The following is a 14,697-nucleotide window of genomic DNA, read 5'->3' on the forward strand; positions in this document are numbered from 1 at the left end:
GTCAGGCACCCTCCGGGCGAACCCGCGCCGTCTTGGTCGAGCGGATGTCGAGTGCGAGTTCGTCGGCGGCGGCGACCTCGCCGCGCAGCTTGACCGTGCCGTCGCGGTCGTCGACCTCCACCACGCCGCGCAGCAGCTTGGCGGTGGATTCGTGGCCGGACGCGGCAGCCAGTTCCACCGCGCGCCGCAGCTTGGCGGTGGCGGTGGTCAGATCGCCGCTGCGGCGGGCCGCCAGACCCTCCTGCACGGCCTGGGCCAGTTCGACCTGCCCGGTGTAGTGGGCGACGCGGGTGCTGATCCGGGTGGACAGTGTGGTGTCGGTGGTCCACACCGCGCGCACGAGACCCTGGCCGAGCACGTCGTCGCCGGCCAGCACGCTGAGCCGGGCGGCCAGCTTCTCGCGGCCGGGCGCGGCCGGTTCCAGTTCGATCTGCACGTGGTATTCGCGTTCCTCGGCCGCCCAGGACGAGAGCGGGTACTCCCCCACCTGCGGGCCGGTGTCGGCGCGGCGGGCGGTGAGGTCTTCCAGTACCGGCGCGACCTGCTTGACCATCCGGACCCGCGCGCCAGCCGGGGTCCACACCTTCAAGGTCAGCTCGGGGATGACGCGGGCGACCGAGGAGCGCATCATCTCGGCGAAGTCGGCGGCCAGATCCTGGGGATCGGCCACCATGTCGGCGTCGCCGGACAGCTTCGAGGAGATCTTGTGCAGGTCGGCGGCCATCCAGTCGTCGCCGACACCGCGGCAGTCGCAGACGAAAAGGCCTTCGGCACGGTCGAGTTCGGTGGTCAGCTGCTCCGGTGACTCGTGCTCGTTCTTGCCGTCGGTGAGCAGGATGGCGTGGGCCTGCGCGCCGGGGTGCGCGGCGGCGACCTGGCGGGCCAGCGCGAGCCAGGAACCCATGGCGGTGCCGCCGTCGGGACGCAGCCGGTCCAGTGCCCGGCGCGCCGCGCTGCGGTTGCCGCGGTCGGCGGGGGCCGACATGCCCTTGGTGGGGTAGATCATCCGGGCCTGCTCGGTGCCCTCGATGATCGCGAACGCGGTGCCGTCGGGGATCTCGTCGAGCGCGGTGCGGGTGGCGTTGCGCGCGTTCTCGAACTTGCGCTTGTTGCCCATCGAGCCCGAGCAGTCGATGATCAGGATCTCCAGCCGCGGTGGCGGGGTCGCGACGACGGCGAGCTCGGGGCCGGTGGTCACCGTGAGTACCGCGTCCACCACGCTCGCCCCTTCGGCGAGGAACTCGTTCTGGTCGACGGCGATCGAAATACCTGCGGTCCCTGCAGAACTCATGACACTCCTGGATCGTGCGATACGGCGCCGGGCGCGGGCACCGGGGCCAGCGCGACCGTGATGTTGTCGCTGCCGCCGCTGTTCAAGGCGAAGTCGGCGAGCGCGCGGGCCGCGGCCTGCGGTGAGGTCTCGACGGTGAAGCCGGCGAGGGCGACGGCGTCGGGCAGGTAGTTCCAGAGTCCGTCGCTGCACAGCAGCAGGGTTCCCGGTTCGGTGGCGACCATGCGCTGCAAGCAGTGTGCCGACCACGGCGCTTCCCCGCCGTCGGCGCCGAGCCAGCGCAGCAGGGTGTGCGCGCGGGGGTCGTGCATGGCGGCTTCCTCGTCGAGGGCGCCCGCGTCGACGAGCGCCTGGGCCCACGAGTCGTCGACGCTGAGCCTGCGCGAGGCGGTGGGGACGCCGGCCGCGAGCCAGAAGGCGCGGCTGTCACCGACATTGGCGACGGTGATCTCGGTGCCCTCGGGGGTCTCGCGCACGATCGCCGACACATAGGTGCACGAGGGTGCGTATTCGCTCGAGCGTGACATCCCGCGCACGGCCGCGGTCGCGGTCGCCAGGCCGGCCATCGCGCTGTCCTGCGTGGACCGGCCGTCGGCGAGCGCGGCCAGTGCCGCGTCGACTCCGGCCCGAGCCGCGGTGCCGGAGGCGGCCTGCGGGTCCTGGGAGGTGGAGACGCCGTCGCTGACCACGATGACGCGCGTGCCGTCGCCGTCCCGGACGGCCGCGGCGACGGCGTCCTCGTTGCGGGAGTGACTGATTCCGCGGTCGGTGAGGATGTACACCGTGCCGAGATCGTCCTCGAATCGGTCGGGAACCGGTTTCGGGCTGCCGCACTGCACGCAGCGGCCGCCCTCGTAGCGTCGTTCCCCACAGGTCGAGCACTGCGGCATCGTGGCCGGATCATGGATCGGCAGCGCGACTTTGCGCACGCCGAGTTCACGACCGCACCCCTCGCAGAAGCGGTGACCCGCCCTGGCCGAGCCCGCGCAGTCCGGGCACCCGGGCGCGCTCACAGCGTGGTCCTCGGCCGCACCGCGTTCGCCTGATCCACCAGCACGAATCGGGTCCACATGTCGTCGGCTTCCCGCGCCAATGTCCGCAAGCATCGTTCCAACCCCGTCCGCACTCCCTGCTCGGTGAATTCCACGTCCAACAGCTTGCCTGCCGCGCTCGGTCGCTGCCCCGACCGGATCCAGTTCAGCGCCGCCTCCAGCACATGCATGCGCACCTGGGCGGTCCGGGCGCGCGAGTCCAGGCTCAGCCGTTCGACCCGCTCACCCGCCGCGCGCAGCAGTCTCTCGTCCAGGTCGGCCGGGTCTCGGCGCGCCAGCAGGGTTTCGACGGCGGAGACCCTGGCCTCGGTGAACATCGACGAGGTGCGGTCCACCTGGTCGAGCACCGTCACCGCGCCGGTCCGGTCGTCCGCGGCACGGCGCAGACGGGCGGCGCCGAAAGCGGCGGAGAGATAGGTGTGGTCGGTGCGCCACACGAGTTCGTAGAGCGCGAGCGCGCGGTGCAGATCGGCCTCGTCGCCCTCGGCGCCGAGTTCCAGCGCGGCCGCCAACGCGAGTTTGGGGGCGGGCTCGCCGGGCAGTGCGGCATAGACGGCCTCGAAATCGGCTGCGGCGGTGGCGTGGTCGCCGGTCAGCAAGGCCGCTTGGGCGCGGTACCAGACCCGGCGCCAGTCGTACTCCAACTCCTCGGCCAGTGTGTCCAGGCGGGCAAGGGCTGCCTCCGGTTCGCCTGCCTCCAGCTCGGCGCGGACCAGGCGCAGCGGAATCTCCACCGATTCACCGGATCCGGTGACCACCGCGCGCAGACCGGCGGTCAGCGCCGCCTCCAGTTCCGCGGGGGTCGCCGCGTCGGTCGTGGCCAGCAATGCGGCGCCGCTGTCGCCCGGATCGACCAGCGGGGCGGGCAGGCCGGTGATGAGCGCGACGGGTTCCGGGGTGGTGCTGTCGATGCCGAAGACCGCGCGGGCCGGGCCGAACGAGCTCGACATGCCGGGACGCGGGATGCCGTCGCCGGTGGCCAGCACCTCCCGCAGCACGCCGGTGAGCTGGTCGGCCATCTCCGACATCGAGCCGAAGCGGGCCAGCGGCTCGTCGTCGGTGGCCCGCAGCAGGAACCGGTGCAGCGAATCATGCTGGGCCAGCAGCGGTTCGGTGTCGGGGGTCGGCAGCGGGCCGAGCTTGCCGTCGGCCGAGGCCACTCGCATCATCAGCACGGCCAGGGTGCGGCCCGCGGTGTAGACCTCGGTGGCCACGGTGGGGCCGGTCTCGGCGATCTCGGGCGCCTGATAGCCCAGGGTGCCGTAGATCGGGCTGGTGCGATCGTCCATCGAGATGACGGCGCCGAGGTCGATCAGCTCGAGCCGTTCCTCGGTCTGCATCACGTTGTCCGGCTTGAAATCGCAGTACGCCCAGCCGCGGGTGTGCAGATAGCCCAGCGCGGGCAGCATTTCGAGCACGTAGGCGATGGCCTGGGCGGGCGGCAGGTAGCTGTCGGTCTCGGCGCGGTGCTTGCGCAGGATCTGCTTGAGCGAGGTGCCACCGACGTAGGCCATGACGATGTAGCCGACCGGCTCGCCGTCGGTGTCGGCGTGTTCGGTGAAGTTGTGGATCTTGACGATGTTCGGGTGGTCGACCTCGGCCAGGAACCGCCGCTCGGCCAGTGCCGCCACCAGCGCGTCGCTGTCGCCGGTGTCGATGAGGCCCTTGAGCACCACCCAGCGCTTGTTGACCCGGTGATCGACGGCCAGGTAGATCCAGCCGAGACCGCCGTGCGCGAGCGCGCCTGCCACCTCGTACTGCCCGCCCACCAGATCGCCTGCGCGCAGCCGGGGCACGAACGAGTAGCGGGTGCCGCAGTGCGGGCAGAACCCGGAGGTGCGGCCGGGCACGCCGTCGTGGCTGCGGCCGACCGGCTTGTCGCACTTGCCGCAGAAGCGATCGGATTCGGGAACCTGGGGGTCGGTCAGCACTGCCGTAGCGGGGTCAACGCGCGGCACCGGCGGCACCTCGACCAGGCCCGCGCCGAGCCTGCCGCGCGCGGCCGAGCGGGCCGAACCGGAGCGGTGGGTGCGCACCGAGCGGCTCGACGTGCGGCCGGTGGCGCTCACTGTCGGCGCGGACGGGCTGTACACGGCGGTGGCGGTCGGGGCGGTGCCGCAGGTTTCGCAGTAGCCGTCGGCGATCGTTCCGCCGCAACCGGGTTCGGCGCACACGCCGGGTGCCGGTGCAGGGGTGCCGTTGCGCGGCTGTGCGGTGGTGCGCGAGGACCGGCCGCCGTTGGCCGCGGGCGCCGGGCTCGGCGGTGGCGCGCTCGCCACGGGGGCGGTGCCGCAGACGGCGCAGTAGCCGTCCTCGACGGCGCCGCCGCACCCCGGTTCACTACATGTCATGCTGTCCGCCCCGCTTTCTCCCCGATGATCGAACGATAGTCCGCGACCGCCCGGGTGACAGCGGCCAGATCGCATGGTGTCCGGCTGAGCAGTCCCGCGGCGATGCGGTCGGCGGCGAGCACGTCACGGTCCTCGCTGACGCCCAGACGTGCCGCCTTGGCGCGGTAGGCGGTGAGCCTGCCGCGGAGTTCGGCCCGCCGGTCCAGCAGGCCGCGCGCCAATTCCTCACGTCGCATCGCGGTTTCGCTCGCCTGGGTGGTGCGTGCGCGCAAGGCCAGCAGGTACTCCACCGTCGGGCGGGTGGGTTGCGGGCCGAGCGTGTCGAGCTCGGCGCGCAGTCGCGCCGCGGGTTCGCCGCCGCCGGGCAGTTCGCCCGTGGCGACTGTGTGCTCGGCCTGCGCGACGGTGTCGTCGGCACGGCGCTGCAGCTCGTCGAGTCCGGTCAGTTGACGGCGCAGCGTCTCGACCGCGCCGGGCAGATCGGCCGCGACCGCGAGATGTTCGGCATGCCGGGCCGATTCGGTCTCGATCAGTGCGGTGAGCGCGGTGAGCGCGGCGGTGACCTCGCCTGGCGCGAAACCGAGCGGGTCTGTTCCCGCCCGGCGCAGCAGCGTCGCCAGCGGTTCGGCGGCCGCGGCCAGCGCGCCGTGGGCCTGCTCGACGCGATGCTGGAGCGGGGCGAGCGCGCCGATGACCCGCCGGTCGACCGCCTCGACCTCCTCGGCGAACGGCGCGACGAAGGCGAACGCGGCGCGCATCCGCTCCAGCAAGTCCGCGATGCCGACGGTCACGATCGTTTCGGCGGGACCGGTGAGTCCACGCTGCGCCAACGGAATCGGGATGCGGGCGATCTCGTGCGTGCGGCCGCGCAGCAGTTCGGTGAGGCGCGCGCGGGCGCGATCGTCGACCCGGCCGCGCCCGCCGCGGACCTTCTCGGCCTCGGACACGATGGCGCGCACCCGGCCCAGGTCATCCCAGAGTTCGCCGAGCGCCTTCTCCACCGACGCCCAGCGGCGCGCGGTCTCCCCCGCAGGCGGATACCGGCGGACCAGGGCCAGACCCGGGTGGCGGTCCAGTTCCAGCAGCGTCGTCGTCACTGTCGCCAATTCCGCGGTGCGCGCTGTCAGTTCACGATCGATCTCGACGATGCCGAGCAGCGGCCAGGTCATCCCACGTACCGGGGCACCGGCGGGCCCGGCGACGGGCCGAGTACCGCCAGATGCTGCTGGTAGATCCGCTGCCAGGTGCCGTCGGTGCGGGCGCGATCGAGCACGCCGTTGACGAACCGGACCAGGTCGTCGCTGCCCTTCGGCACGCCGACCGCGTAGGCGCCGGTGCCGATCTGGTCGCCGACCAGCTCCAGATTGCGATCCTGGGCGACCAGTCCCGCGAGGATCGGCTCGTCACCGCTGATCGCGTCGACCGTGCCCTGCTGCAGGGCGACCAGGCAGTCGGTCCAGTTGGTCACGCCCAGCACACTGGGCGGCGTCGGCAGCGAGAACAGCGGCGCGGCCGCCGTGGTGCCCTTGGTGACACACACTCGCTTGCCCGCCAGGCCGGCGGCGTTCGTGATCCCCGCACCCTTCGGGGCCGCGATGCGTTGCGCCGCACGGTAATAGACGCTGGAGAAGTCGACGTCGCGTCGTCGTTCGCAGGTTGCCGAGAAGGTGCGCACGATCATGTCGACCTTCTTCTCCTGCAGCAGCGGGATCCGGTCGGCGGCGGCGACGGAGCGCAGTTCGATCTTGTCGGGATCACCGAAGAGATCGCGCGCGATCTCCCGCGCCAGGTCGATGTCGAAGCCCTCGAGCCGTCCGGTGGACGGATTGCGGAAGCCGAACATGTAGGTGTTCTGATCGACGCCGACCCGCAGCCTGCCGTTCGCGACGATCGCGGCCATCGACGACCCGGCAGGCATCGCGCCGGGCAGCGGCCTGCCCGCGGGCGCCAAGGTGGCCTCGGTATCGCAGCCACCGGTGCCTTCCGCGGCCGGCGCCGAGGTGATGGCCTCCGCACCGGGCAGCGGCGGCGCGACGGCGGTGGCCGGAATCGTCGACGGCTCCGGTGCGCCACCGCAACCGGCGACCGACACGACCGCCGCGGCCAGCGCCGCCGCCAGCAGAGGACGCCGGGTGCTCATAGGAACTCCTTGATCCGTGGCCACAGGCCGGTGATCACGGCACCCGCGGCGGCCAGCAGGAGGATCAGGGTGCCGAAGGGGCTGAGAGTGAAGGTGGTTCCGGCGGCGTCGACGCCGTCGCGCAGGTCCGTGCGTGCCTGGGCGAGGGCGGCGCGCAGTTCGTGGTCGAGGCGGGCGAAGCTGGTGGCCGAGCTGTCGGGGCCGGTGCCGATCGCCTGGGTGACGGCGCCGGTGTAGTCGGCCTTCTCGTAGGCGGTGCGCTGGGCGTTGTGGCCAGCGGTCCAATTCGTCAGTGCGCGGCCCGCTTCGGAATCCGCCGCGCCCGCAGCGGTGAGACGCTGTTCCAGGCCGGTGGTGTGGGTGTGGAAGGCCGCTTCGGGCGCGGTGATGTCGCCGCGCGTGATCAGAGCCAGCGTTTCGTCGGTGCGGGCCTGCTGGGCCAGGATGCGGGCGCCGGCCAGGTTCTCCACGCGCGCACCGGCACCCGAGTCGCCGGTGTCCAGCAGGTGCGCGGCCGTCAGCGTGGCGCCCACCGACCACAGCACCGCCAGCAGCGCGGCCGCCGCGGCGAGGGCGACACCGGCATTCACCAGCCGGTTGGTGCGGCGCAGCAGCACCACCGAACCGACGGCACAGGCGGCCAGGACGAGCAGCAGGAGCACGATCGTGGTCCACGGAAGTGCGCCGATGCGGTGCTGGTCTTCCCGCACCGCGGCGAAGCGGGCCTTGTTGAGCTGTTCGGCGTTGGGCAGCAACGAGGTCTGCATCAGGTCCGAGGCCTGCCGCAGATAGGCGGAGCCGACAGGGAAGCCCTGCCGGTTGTTGGCGCGCGCGGTCTCCACCAGACCGGTGTAGGTCGGCAGGTCGGCGGCGATCCGGGCGACGATCGCCCTGGTCTGCGCGTCGGTCGCGCCCGCGGTCGCTTCCGCCAGTGCCGCAGCGGCTTCGGCGAGCGACTGCTCGTAGGTATCCCGTACCTGCGGTGATTCGATGCCACCGGACAGGAACGCCGTCGCCGCACCGGCATCGGCCGCCGACAGCGAGACGTACAGACTTTGCGCGGCGAACGCCAGCGGCTCGGTTCGGTCCAGCACCTGTTCGGTCCGCCCGGCCTTCGCGTCGAGCTGTTGCCCCGCAGTCAGTCCGGCGAGCACGCAGGCCACCGTGATCACCACGAGCACCACACCGAGCACACCCGGTGTCGTCGCGGCGAAACGCCGCAGCCACATCCCCGCGTCACGGATGGTCGCCGGTAGGCGAGATCCCACACCGTCCTCCTTCATCTCCCCGGGCGGTGTCTTCGATCGCGATAGTACGGGAGGCGCCGACAATGCGCCCGGGCGACCGAAATCGGCTCCGCACAAGCGGATCGGGCCACCGGAGAGACGAAACGGGGTCCGTCACACCGTGGTGTGACGGACCCCGTCAGGTTCGACGTAGCGGACCAGATCAGGCGCCGGCGACCTTCTCGCCCGGCTTGACGGCCGTGCCGACCTTGCTGAACCGCAGGACGCCGTCCTCGATCGGCGCCTTGTGCATCAGCGTGCGGTCGCGGTAGTAGTTGTTGACCAGCTTCCAGGCGCCACGGGCACCCTGACGCGGCATCGCGTCGTTGCCGCGCTGGATGTAGCCCGAGGTGAGCGCGCCGCCCATCAGCGACTCGTCGGCGATGTCCTCAGGGTTGGCGTGCACCTCGAAGGTGGTGTAGCCACGGTCGCGCATGATGTTCAGGACGCGGCACAGGTAGGCGGCGGCGAGGTCGGCCTTCAGCGTCCAGGACGCGTTGGTGTAGCCGATGATCATCAGGAAGTTCGGGATGTCGGAGTACAGGACGCTCTTGTAGGCGACGGTCTCGTTGAACTTCAGCGGCTTGTCGTCGATGCTCATGGTGATGCCGCCGAGCATCTGCACGTTCAGGCCGGTGGCGGTGACGATGATGTCGGCCTCGAGCTCCCGGCCCGACTCGGTCAGGATGCCCCGCTCCGTGAACTTCGCGATGCGGTCGGTGACGATGTCGGCCTTGCCGCTCTTGAGCACCTTGAACAGATCGCCGTTGGGCACCACGCACAGGCGCTGGTCCCACGGGTTGTAGCTCGGGGTGAAGTGACTCAGGTCCACGTTCTTGCCGACCTGCAGGCGCACCTGGGCCAGCATCAGCTTCTTGGCCAGCTCCGGGTTGGTGCGCGAGAGCTGGAAACTGGCGCGCTGCAGGGCGATGTTGCGGGCACGGCCGATCTTGTAGGCGATCTGGTCGGGTACGCGGGACTTCTTGAAACCGACCGCGACCGGGTCCTCGGAGGGCAGCGCCTGGATCCAGGTGGGCGAGCGCTGCAGCATGGTGACGTGCGCGGCGTCGTCGGCCATCGACGGGATCAGCGTGATCGCGGTGGCGCCGGAGCCGATGACGACGACCTTCTTGCCCTGGTAGTCCAGATCCTCGGGCCAGTGCTGCGGGTGCACGATCCGGCCCTGGAAGTCGTCCTGACCGGGGAAGGTGGGCTGGTAGCCCTCGTCGTAGTTGTAGTAGCCGCTGGCGCCGACCAGGAAGTTCGCGGTCCAGGTCTCGGTCTCGCCGGTCGCCTCGATCACGGCGGTCACGGTCCACAGGGCCGAGGCGCGGTCGAAGTCGGCGGTGACGACCTTGCGGCCGAAGGTGATGTGGTCGGTGACGCCGTATTCCTTGGCGGTGTCCTCCACGTACTGACGGATGCTGGCGCCGTCGGCGAGCACCTTGGTGCCGATCCAGGGACGGAACCCGAAGCCGAAGGTGAGCATGTCCGAGTCGGACCGGATGCCGGGGTACTTGAACAGGTCCCAGGTGCCACCGATGTTCTCGCGGCGCTCCAGGATCGCGTAGCTGCGTCCGGTCTGCTCGCGGGTGAGGTGACAAGCCGTGCCGATTCCGGACAGGCCAGCGCCGATGATCAGTACGTCGACATGCCGCGTCATTGAGGAAACTCGTTTCGTAGGGTCCGTCGCCGCTCGAGCATCGTCGCCCGAGCCTGCGGCAAGATTACGTGTTTCGCATAGTTACGTCTAGTTCGATCGGGGCGCGCCGCGGCGTGTCGGCGGTTGCACGCACGGTGATCCGAATCCGTGACGTCGCCGCATTCGCCGGTCAGAGTCGATGACTGACTCCCCTCACTGCGACGAAAAGGCGGACATGACCGAGCGCGGACTGTCGTTCCACTGGTTCCTGCCCACATATGGCGATTCGCGCGGGCTGGTCGCCGGCGGGCACGGCAGCTTCATGTCCGGCGATCGCCCGGCCACGCTGCGCTATCTGAACCAGCTCACCGCCGCGGCCGAGGACAACGGCTTCGAGGGCGTGCTGACCCCGACCGGCGCGTGGTGCGAGGACGCCTGGCTGACCACCGCCATGCTGGTACAGACCAGTGAGACGCTGAAGTTCCTGGTGGCGTTACGTCCCGGCCTGGTCAGCCCCACCCTGGCTGCCCAGATGGCGGCGACCTTCCAGCGGCATTCCGGCGGCAGGCTGCTGCTCAACGTCGTCACCGGCGGCGAGCCGCGCGAGCAGCAGGCCTACGGCGACTTCCTGGACAAGGCGCAGCGCTACGCCCGCACCGGGGAGTTCCTGCACATCGTGCGCGAGCTGTGGGCGTCGACCGAGCCGATCAGTTTCACCGGCGCGCACCTGCGGGTGCGGGACGCTCTGCTCAGCGCCCGGCCCGACCCGGTTCCGCCGGTCTTCTTCGGCGGCTCCTCCGGACCGGCGGGACCGGTGGCCGCCCGCTACGCCGACACGTATCTGACCTGGGGCGAGCCGCTCGACGCGGTGGCGAAGAAGCTCGACTGGATCCGGGGACTGGCCGCGATCGAGGGCCGCACCGTCGACTTCGGCCTGCGCATCCACGTGATCAGCCGCGACACCGCCGCCGAGGCGTGGGCCGAGGCCGACCGGCTGCTGGCAGGCATCGCGCCGGGCGCGATCGCGCGGGTGCAGGCCAGCCTCGCCGACAGCGAGTCCGAGGGACAGCGCCGGATGGCCCAGCTGCACAACGGGCGCACCGACGGACTCGAAATCGCCCCCAATCTGTGGGCCGGCGTCGGTCTGGTCCGCGGCGGCGCGGGCACGGCGCTGGTCGGCTCGCACGCGGAGGTGGCCGAGCGGCTGCTCGAGTACGCCGCGCTCGGGATCGACCACTTCATCCTGTCCGGATACCCGCATCTGGAGGAGGCGTACTGGTTCGGGGAGGGTGTGCTGCCGATACTGGAACGCAAGGGCGTGTGGCGGCATCCGTCCCGGCCCGCCGCGGTGCCGGTGGTCGCACCGTTCACCGCGGCGGCCGGTAGCTGAGCAGGATGGCAGTCGATGCACAGTGGCAGTCACTGCTGGTGACCGTGAATTCCTCCCTGTCGAACCGGCGAACGGGCCGGTGACCTGGCCTCGCCGCGCTCGCCCCGAAATCGCCATACTTCCGGCCGGCTGTGCCGTGATGCACGCCGTGCATCACACAACCGCACTCCCCCAAGCGTTTTCGGCATCGAGTGCATCCTGCGTTCCACGTGAATCAGCCCGTAACCAGGGTCGGGCGGCGTCGCCGATACGCTCGGCCTCGTGACCCTCACCGTCGGCTTCGACCTCGACATGACCCTCATCGACTCGCGTCCCGGCGTCGCCGTCGCGATCGATACCCTGGCGCGGGAGTTCGATCTGCCGATGGTGGGCAGCCACTTCGCCGACCACCTCGGGCCGCCGCTGGCCACCCTGCTCGGTGACGCGGGCGCCCCCGACGACCTGATCCCCCACCTGGTCACCCGGTTCCGCGAGCTCTATCCCGAGGTCGTCCCCCGTATCCCCGCCCTGCCCGGCGCGACCGCCGCGCTCGACGCGGTGCGCGCGCGTGGCGGACGCACGCTGGTGATCACCGGCAAGTTCGAGCCGAACGCGCGACTGCACATCGAGCATCTCGGCTGGGCGATCGACCGGCTGGCCGGTGACCTGTGGTCCACCGGCAAGGCCGACGTCCTGCGGGCCGAATCCGCCGATGTCTTCGTCGGCGACCACGCCGGGGACATGCGCGGCGCCAAGGCCGCCGAGGTGCTGGCGGTCGGTGTGACGACCGGCCCCTACGACGCCGACGGATTGCGGGCCGCGGGCGCCGATGTCGTCCTCGACGACCTCACCCAGTTCCCCGACTGGCTGACCGGCTACGCGGCCGGACGCGGGTAGGACACCGGAACCGCCTGTGCGCGGAGGGGTTTACGCCCGGAACCGCACCGTGGTCCCGGGCGTTGTCGTGACATGCCGACGGACCCCTACTGGAATCACAACACGCACTACCACCCGTGGATCCTCGAGCAGGTTCCGGCCGACGCCCGCACCGCTCTCGACATCGGTTGCGGCGACGGCCTGCTCGCCCGCAAGCTCGCCACCCGCTGTGACGCCGTCCTCGGCGTCGACATCGACGACAAGGTCATCGCCGCCGCACCGGCCGCCCCCAACGTGCACCTCGAACAGGCCGACTTCCGCGACCTCGACGACACCTTCGACATGGTCACTGCCGTCGCGACCCTGCACCACGTCCCCGTCCGCGACGGCATCGCGGCCCTGCGCCACCTGGTCGCGCCCGGCGGCACCCTCGCGGTGGTCGGCCTCTGGAAGATGCACCCCCGCGCCGACTTCCACTACCTACCGTTGCTACCCGCGATCCGCGGCCTGGACTGGTGGCGCCGCCGCGAACTGGGCGGGCCCGGCGCCGCCGTGCGCGACCCGCAGGAAACCCTGTCCGAGATCCGTTCGGTGACCGGTGAATTGCTCCCCGGCGCGCAGATCCGCCGCCGGCTCATGTGGCGGTACACGCTGGTGTGGCACCGCCCGCGTCAGCTCGGGTAGGCCGCCACCAGCCCGCCGTCGACGACGATGTCCTGGCCGTTGACATAGGACGCGTCGGCGGAACCGAGGAAGGCGACGAGGGCGGCGACCTCCTCGGCCGTACCGAAGCGGCCCGTCACCACCCGGCCCGCCGCCGTCGCCGCGAACTCCTCGCTCATCGCGCCCGCCGACATGGGGGTGTCGATGTAGCCGGGGCTGATCGAGTTCACCCTGATTCCGCGCGGGCCGAGTTCGGTGGCCAGGGTGCGGGCCAGGTTGTGCACGGCGGCCTTGGTGGCGGCGTAGAGGGTGAGTGCGCTGTCGGCGCGGTGCAGGGTCCACGACGCGTTGAGTACGACGGACGCGCCCGCCGTGAGCAGCGGCAGGGTCTTCTGGACGGTGAAGAACACACCTTTGAAGTTGACGTCGACGGCGTGGTCGAAGACGTCCTCGGTGATGTCGGGGAACGGCGCGAAGGTGCCGGTCCCCGCATTGGCGAAGACCAGATCGAGGCGGCCGAAGCGGGTCGCGATGCTGTCGGCCAGCGCGTCGAGTGCGGTGAGATCGGCGGTGTCGGCGGCGATTCCGGTCGCCTGCGGACCCAGATCTGTCGCGGCGGCGCGCACCCGGTCGTGGGTGCGGCCGGTGACGACGACCCGGGCGCCTTCCTCGATCAGGCGGCGGGCGGTGGCCAGGCCCATGCCGCTGGTGCCGCCGGTGACGAGGGCGATCCTGCCGGTGTAGCGGTTCATGCGAATCCTTGGGTGAGATGGTCGGCGAGGGCGGGGAGCCAGGCCTGCTGGTTGTTGCCGACGAGGTGATCGCCGCCGGGGACGCGGAGATAGCGGCCGTTCGGCGCGTACTGGGCCAGTGCCGCGGCGTCGGTGACGCCGGGAATGAGGTCGTCGCCGCCGTCGACGACCAGGAGCGGGCACGCCAGTCGCGGCGCACGCTCGGTGAGGTCGACGGTGGCGGCGAAAGCTGCGGCGGCCGCGGGTGATCCGGCGCGACGGGTCATCACGTCGCGGACGGGGTCGGGCAGGGCCGCCCAGTCCAGTCGGTACGGCCCGCTCACAATGGCGGCCACGGTGATACGCGGATCCCGCGCCGCGGCTGCCGCGGCGTAGTACCCGCCGAGACTCAGCCCGACGACGCCGACGTGCACGACACCGAGCGCGTCGATCGCGGCGCTGACGACCGCCGGATAGTCGCTGGTGAGCGTCGAGGTCGCGACCCGCGCGCCTTGTCCGGGGCCGTCCATGGCGAAGACCGATGCTCCCCGAGCGAGGAGTGCATCGGCTAGGACGTGGAATTCGTCTTTGCTGGAGTCGAGGCCGGGCACCACGATCACCGTGCCCGCCGGGTCGGCGGGGCCGCGCAGGATGCCGGTGAAATCGGGACCGGTGATCCGTCGCGCTGTCGGTTCCAGCAGGGAAAGGCCTTGTTCGGCAGCGAAGTCCGCCGCTTGTGCATGGGCCACGTGGTTCTCGTCGGGGACCAGCGTCGCCAGGTGCGACCAGCGGGCCGCCATCAGCAGATGGTGACCGCGGGTGATCGCCGAACCCGGCGCTGTCCGGTACCTGGCCGCGGCCGCCGCACACACGGGTGCCCAGTCGGCGGGCGTGGCGATCTCGGCGCAGGTCCGCCGGTAGTCGTGTGGATCGATACCCGCGCCGGTGGCCCGGCTGAACAGGGCCTCGACCAGTTCGGCGCTCATCGCGCGGCACCAGTGGTCAGCACGGCTTCGCCGCGCACCCGGCGTTCCCGCAGGTCGACGAGCACCCGCGCGGTCTCGGACCAGTCGGCGACCAGCCCGACCTCCGGATGCAACCGGCCGTCGGCCACCCACCGCACCAGCGCCTCGTCGGAGCGCGGCACCGGTTCGGCCGCCTCGGTGAACGCGACCGGTCGCTCCGGATCGCCGGTCGGAATCGAACGCTGCATGCCTCGAGGTAACCGCCGCGCGGGCCCGGCCGGCCAACAACCTGGCGACCATACCGACAACGATCGGTTGTCGCCGCTGGCTA

General features: G+C 71.2%; 13 protein-coding genes. 3 read left to right on the top strand and 10 right to left on the bottom strand.

Annotated elements, in window-relative coordinates:
- Position 1: 1 nt before the first annotated feature.
- From ACFVAV_RS20355 to ACFVAV_RS20385, 7 genes are all read right to left on the bottom strand, one after another.
- Complete coding sequence (locus ACFVAV_RS20355; RefSeq protein ID WP_379036538.1) at positions 2–1,291, bottom strand: VWA domain-containing protein; 1,290 nt, start codon at positions 1,289–1,291, stop codon at positions 2–4.
- On the bottom strand, positions 1,288–2,304 hold the full coding sequence (locus ACFVAV_RS20360) for a PP2C family protein-serine/threonine phosphatase (protein ID WP_379036539.1): 1,017 nt from the start codon (positions 2,302–2,304) through the stop codon (positions 1,288–1,290). The genes ACFVAV_RS20355 and ACFVAV_RS20360 overlap by 4 nt, the downstream gene beginning before the upstream one ends.
- Entirely contained in the window at positions 2,301–4,694 is a 2,394-nt protein-coding gene (locus ACFVAV_RS20365; RefSeq protein WP_379036540.1) for a tetratricopeptide repeat protein, read from the bottom strand. The genes ACFVAV_RS20360 and ACFVAV_RS20365 overlap by 4 nt, the downstream gene beginning before the upstream one ends.
- Entirely contained in the window at positions 4,691–5,863 is a 1,173-nt protein-coding gene (locus ACFVAV_RS20370) for a hypothetical protein (RefSeq protein ID WP_379036541.1), read from the bottom strand. The genes ACFVAV_RS20365 and ACFVAV_RS20370 overlap by 4 nt, the downstream gene beginning before the upstream one ends.
- Positions 5,860–6,834 carry a glutamate ABC transporter substrate-binding protein gene (locus tag ACFVAV_RS20375; RefSeq protein WP_379036543.1) on the bottom strand — a complete coding sequence of 325 codons (975 nt, stop codon included), beginning with the start codon at positions 6,832–6,834 and terminating at the stop codon, positions 5,860–5,862. Before ACFVAV_RS20375 ends, ACFVAV_RS20370 begins: the two co-directional genes overlap by 4 nt.
- Positions 6,831–8,102, bottom strand: coding sequence for a hypothetical protein (locus ACFVAV_RS20380; protein WP_379036544.1), 1,272 nt, complete (start codon positions 8,100–8,102; stop codon positions 6,831–6,833). The genes ACFVAV_RS20375 and ACFVAV_RS20380 overlap by 4 nt, the downstream gene beginning before the upstream one ends.
- Before the next feature lie 181 nt (positions 8,103–8,283).
- Complete coding sequence (locus ACFVAV_RS20385; RefSeq protein WP_379036546.1) at positions 8,284–9,783, bottom strand: flavin-containing monooxygenase; 1,500 nt, start codon at positions 9,781–9,783, stop codon at positions 8,284–8,286.
- A 214-nt stretch (positions 9,784–9,997) separates the two neighbouring features.
- Between ACFVAV_RS20385 and ACFVAV_RS20390 the strand changes: the two genes are divergently transcribed.
- The 3 genes from ACFVAV_RS20390 to ACFVAV_RS20400 all read left to right on the top strand — a co-directional run bounded on the left by ACFVAV_RS20390 (position 9,998) and on the right by ACFVAV_RS20400 (position 12,691).
- A complete protein-coding gene (locus ACFVAV_RS20390) occupies positions 9,998–11,152 on the top strand; it encodes an LLM class flavin-dependent oxidoreductase (RefSeq protein ID WP_379036548.1) in 1,155 nt (384 codons plus the stop codon).
- Between the two features lie 261 nt (positions 11,153–11,413).
- The gene (locus ACFVAV_RS20395; RefSeq protein ID WP_379036550.1) at positions 11,414–12,028 is read left to right on the top strand and encodes an HAD family hydrolase; all 615 of its coding nucleotides are present in this window, start codon (positions 11,414–11,416) and stop codon (positions 12,026–12,028) included.
- 72 nt (positions 12,029–12,100) lie between these two features.
- Positions 12,101–12,691 (top strand): class I SAM-dependent methyltransferase, encoded by a 591-nt coding sequence (locus ACFVAV_RS20400; protein WP_379036551.1) that lies wholly within the window; start codon positions 12,101–12,103, stop codon positions 12,689–12,691.
- On the opposite strand, the gene ACFVAV_RS20405 is transcribed toward ACFVAV_RS20400, so the two are convergent.
- Genes ACFVAV_RS20405 through ACFVAV_RS20415 form a run of 3 tightly spaced genes read right to left on the bottom strand, consistent with a single transcriptional unit; the run spans position 12,679 to position 14,614 of the window.
- Positions 12,679–13,422 (bottom strand): SDR family NAD(P)-dependent oxidoreductase, encoded by a 744-nt coding sequence (locus ACFVAV_RS20405; RefSeq protein WP_379036552.1) that lies wholly within the window; start codon positions 13,420–13,422, stop codon positions 12,679–12,681. The genes ACFVAV_RS20400 and ACFVAV_RS20405 overlap by 13 nt on opposite strands.
- Positions 13,419–14,387 carry an alpha/beta hydrolase gene (locus tag ACFVAV_RS20410; protein ID WP_379036553.1) on the bottom strand — a complete coding sequence of 323 codons (969 nt, stop codon included), beginning with the start codon at positions 14,385–14,387 and terminating at the stop codon, positions 13,419–13,421. The genes ACFVAV_RS20405 and ACFVAV_RS20410 overlap by 4 nt, the downstream gene beginning before the upstream one ends.
- Complete coding sequence (locus ACFVAV_RS20415) at positions 14,384–14,614, bottom strand: hypothetical protein (protein ID WP_379036554.1); 231 nt, start codon at positions 14,612–14,614, stop codon at positions 14,384–14,386. Before ACFVAV_RS20415 ends, ACFVAV_RS20410 begins: the two co-directional genes overlap by 4 nt.
- Between the last annotated feature and the right edge of the window lie 83 nt (positions 14,615–14,697).

It is taken from the genome of Nocardia sp. NPDC057663, assembly GCF_042799895.1.
In the GTDB taxonomy this organism is placed as follows: domain Bacteria; phylum Actinomycetota; class Actinomycetes; order Mycobacteriales; family Mycobacteriaceae; genus Nocardia.

Excerpts from the sequence above, each read along its gene's own strand:
- ACFVAV_RS20355 (WP_379036538.1), bottom strand. The coding sequence starts at position 1,291 with ATGAGTTCTGCAGGGACCGCAGGTATTTCGATCGCCGTCGACCAGAAC.
- ACFVAV_RS20365 (WP_379036540.1), bottom strand. The coding sequence starts at position 4,694 with ATGACATGTAGTGAACCGGGGTGCGGCGGCGCCGTCGAGGACGGCTAC.
- ACFVAV_RS20370 (WP_379036541.1), bottom strand. The coding sequence starts at position 5,863 with ATGACCTGGCCGCTGCTCGGCATCGTCGAGATCGATCGTGAACTGACA.
- ACFVAV_RS20375 (WP_379036543.1), bottom strand. The coding sequence starts at position 6,834 with ATGAGCACCCGGCGTCCTCTGCTGGCGGCGGCGCTGGCCGCGGCGGTC.
- ACFVAV_RS20385 (WP_379036546.1), bottom strand. The coding sequence starts at position 9,783 with ATGACGCGGCATGTCGACGTACTGATCATCGGCGCTGGCCTGTCCGGA.
- ACFVAV_RS20390 (WP_379036548.1), top strand. The coding sequence starts at position 9,998 with ATGACCGAGCGCGGACTGTCGTTCCACTGGTTCCTGCCCACATATGGC.
- ACFVAV_RS20400 (WP_379036551.1), top strand. The coding sequence starts at position 12,101 with ATGCCGACGGACCCCTACTGGAATCACAACACGCACTACCACCCGTGG.
- ACFVAV_RS20405 (WP_379036552.1), bottom strand. The coding sequence starts at position 13,422 with ATGAACCGCTACACCGGCAGGATCGCCCTCGTCACCGGCGGCACCAGC.
- ACFVAV_RS20410 (WP_379036553.1), bottom strand. The coding sequence starts at position 14,387 with ATGAGCGCCGAACTGGTCGAGGCCCTGTTCAGCCGGGCCACCGGCGCG.
- ACFVAV_RS20415 (WP_379036554.1), bottom strand. The coding sequence starts at position 14,614 with ATGCAGCGTTCGATTCCGACCGGCGATCCGGAGCGACCGGTCGCGTTC.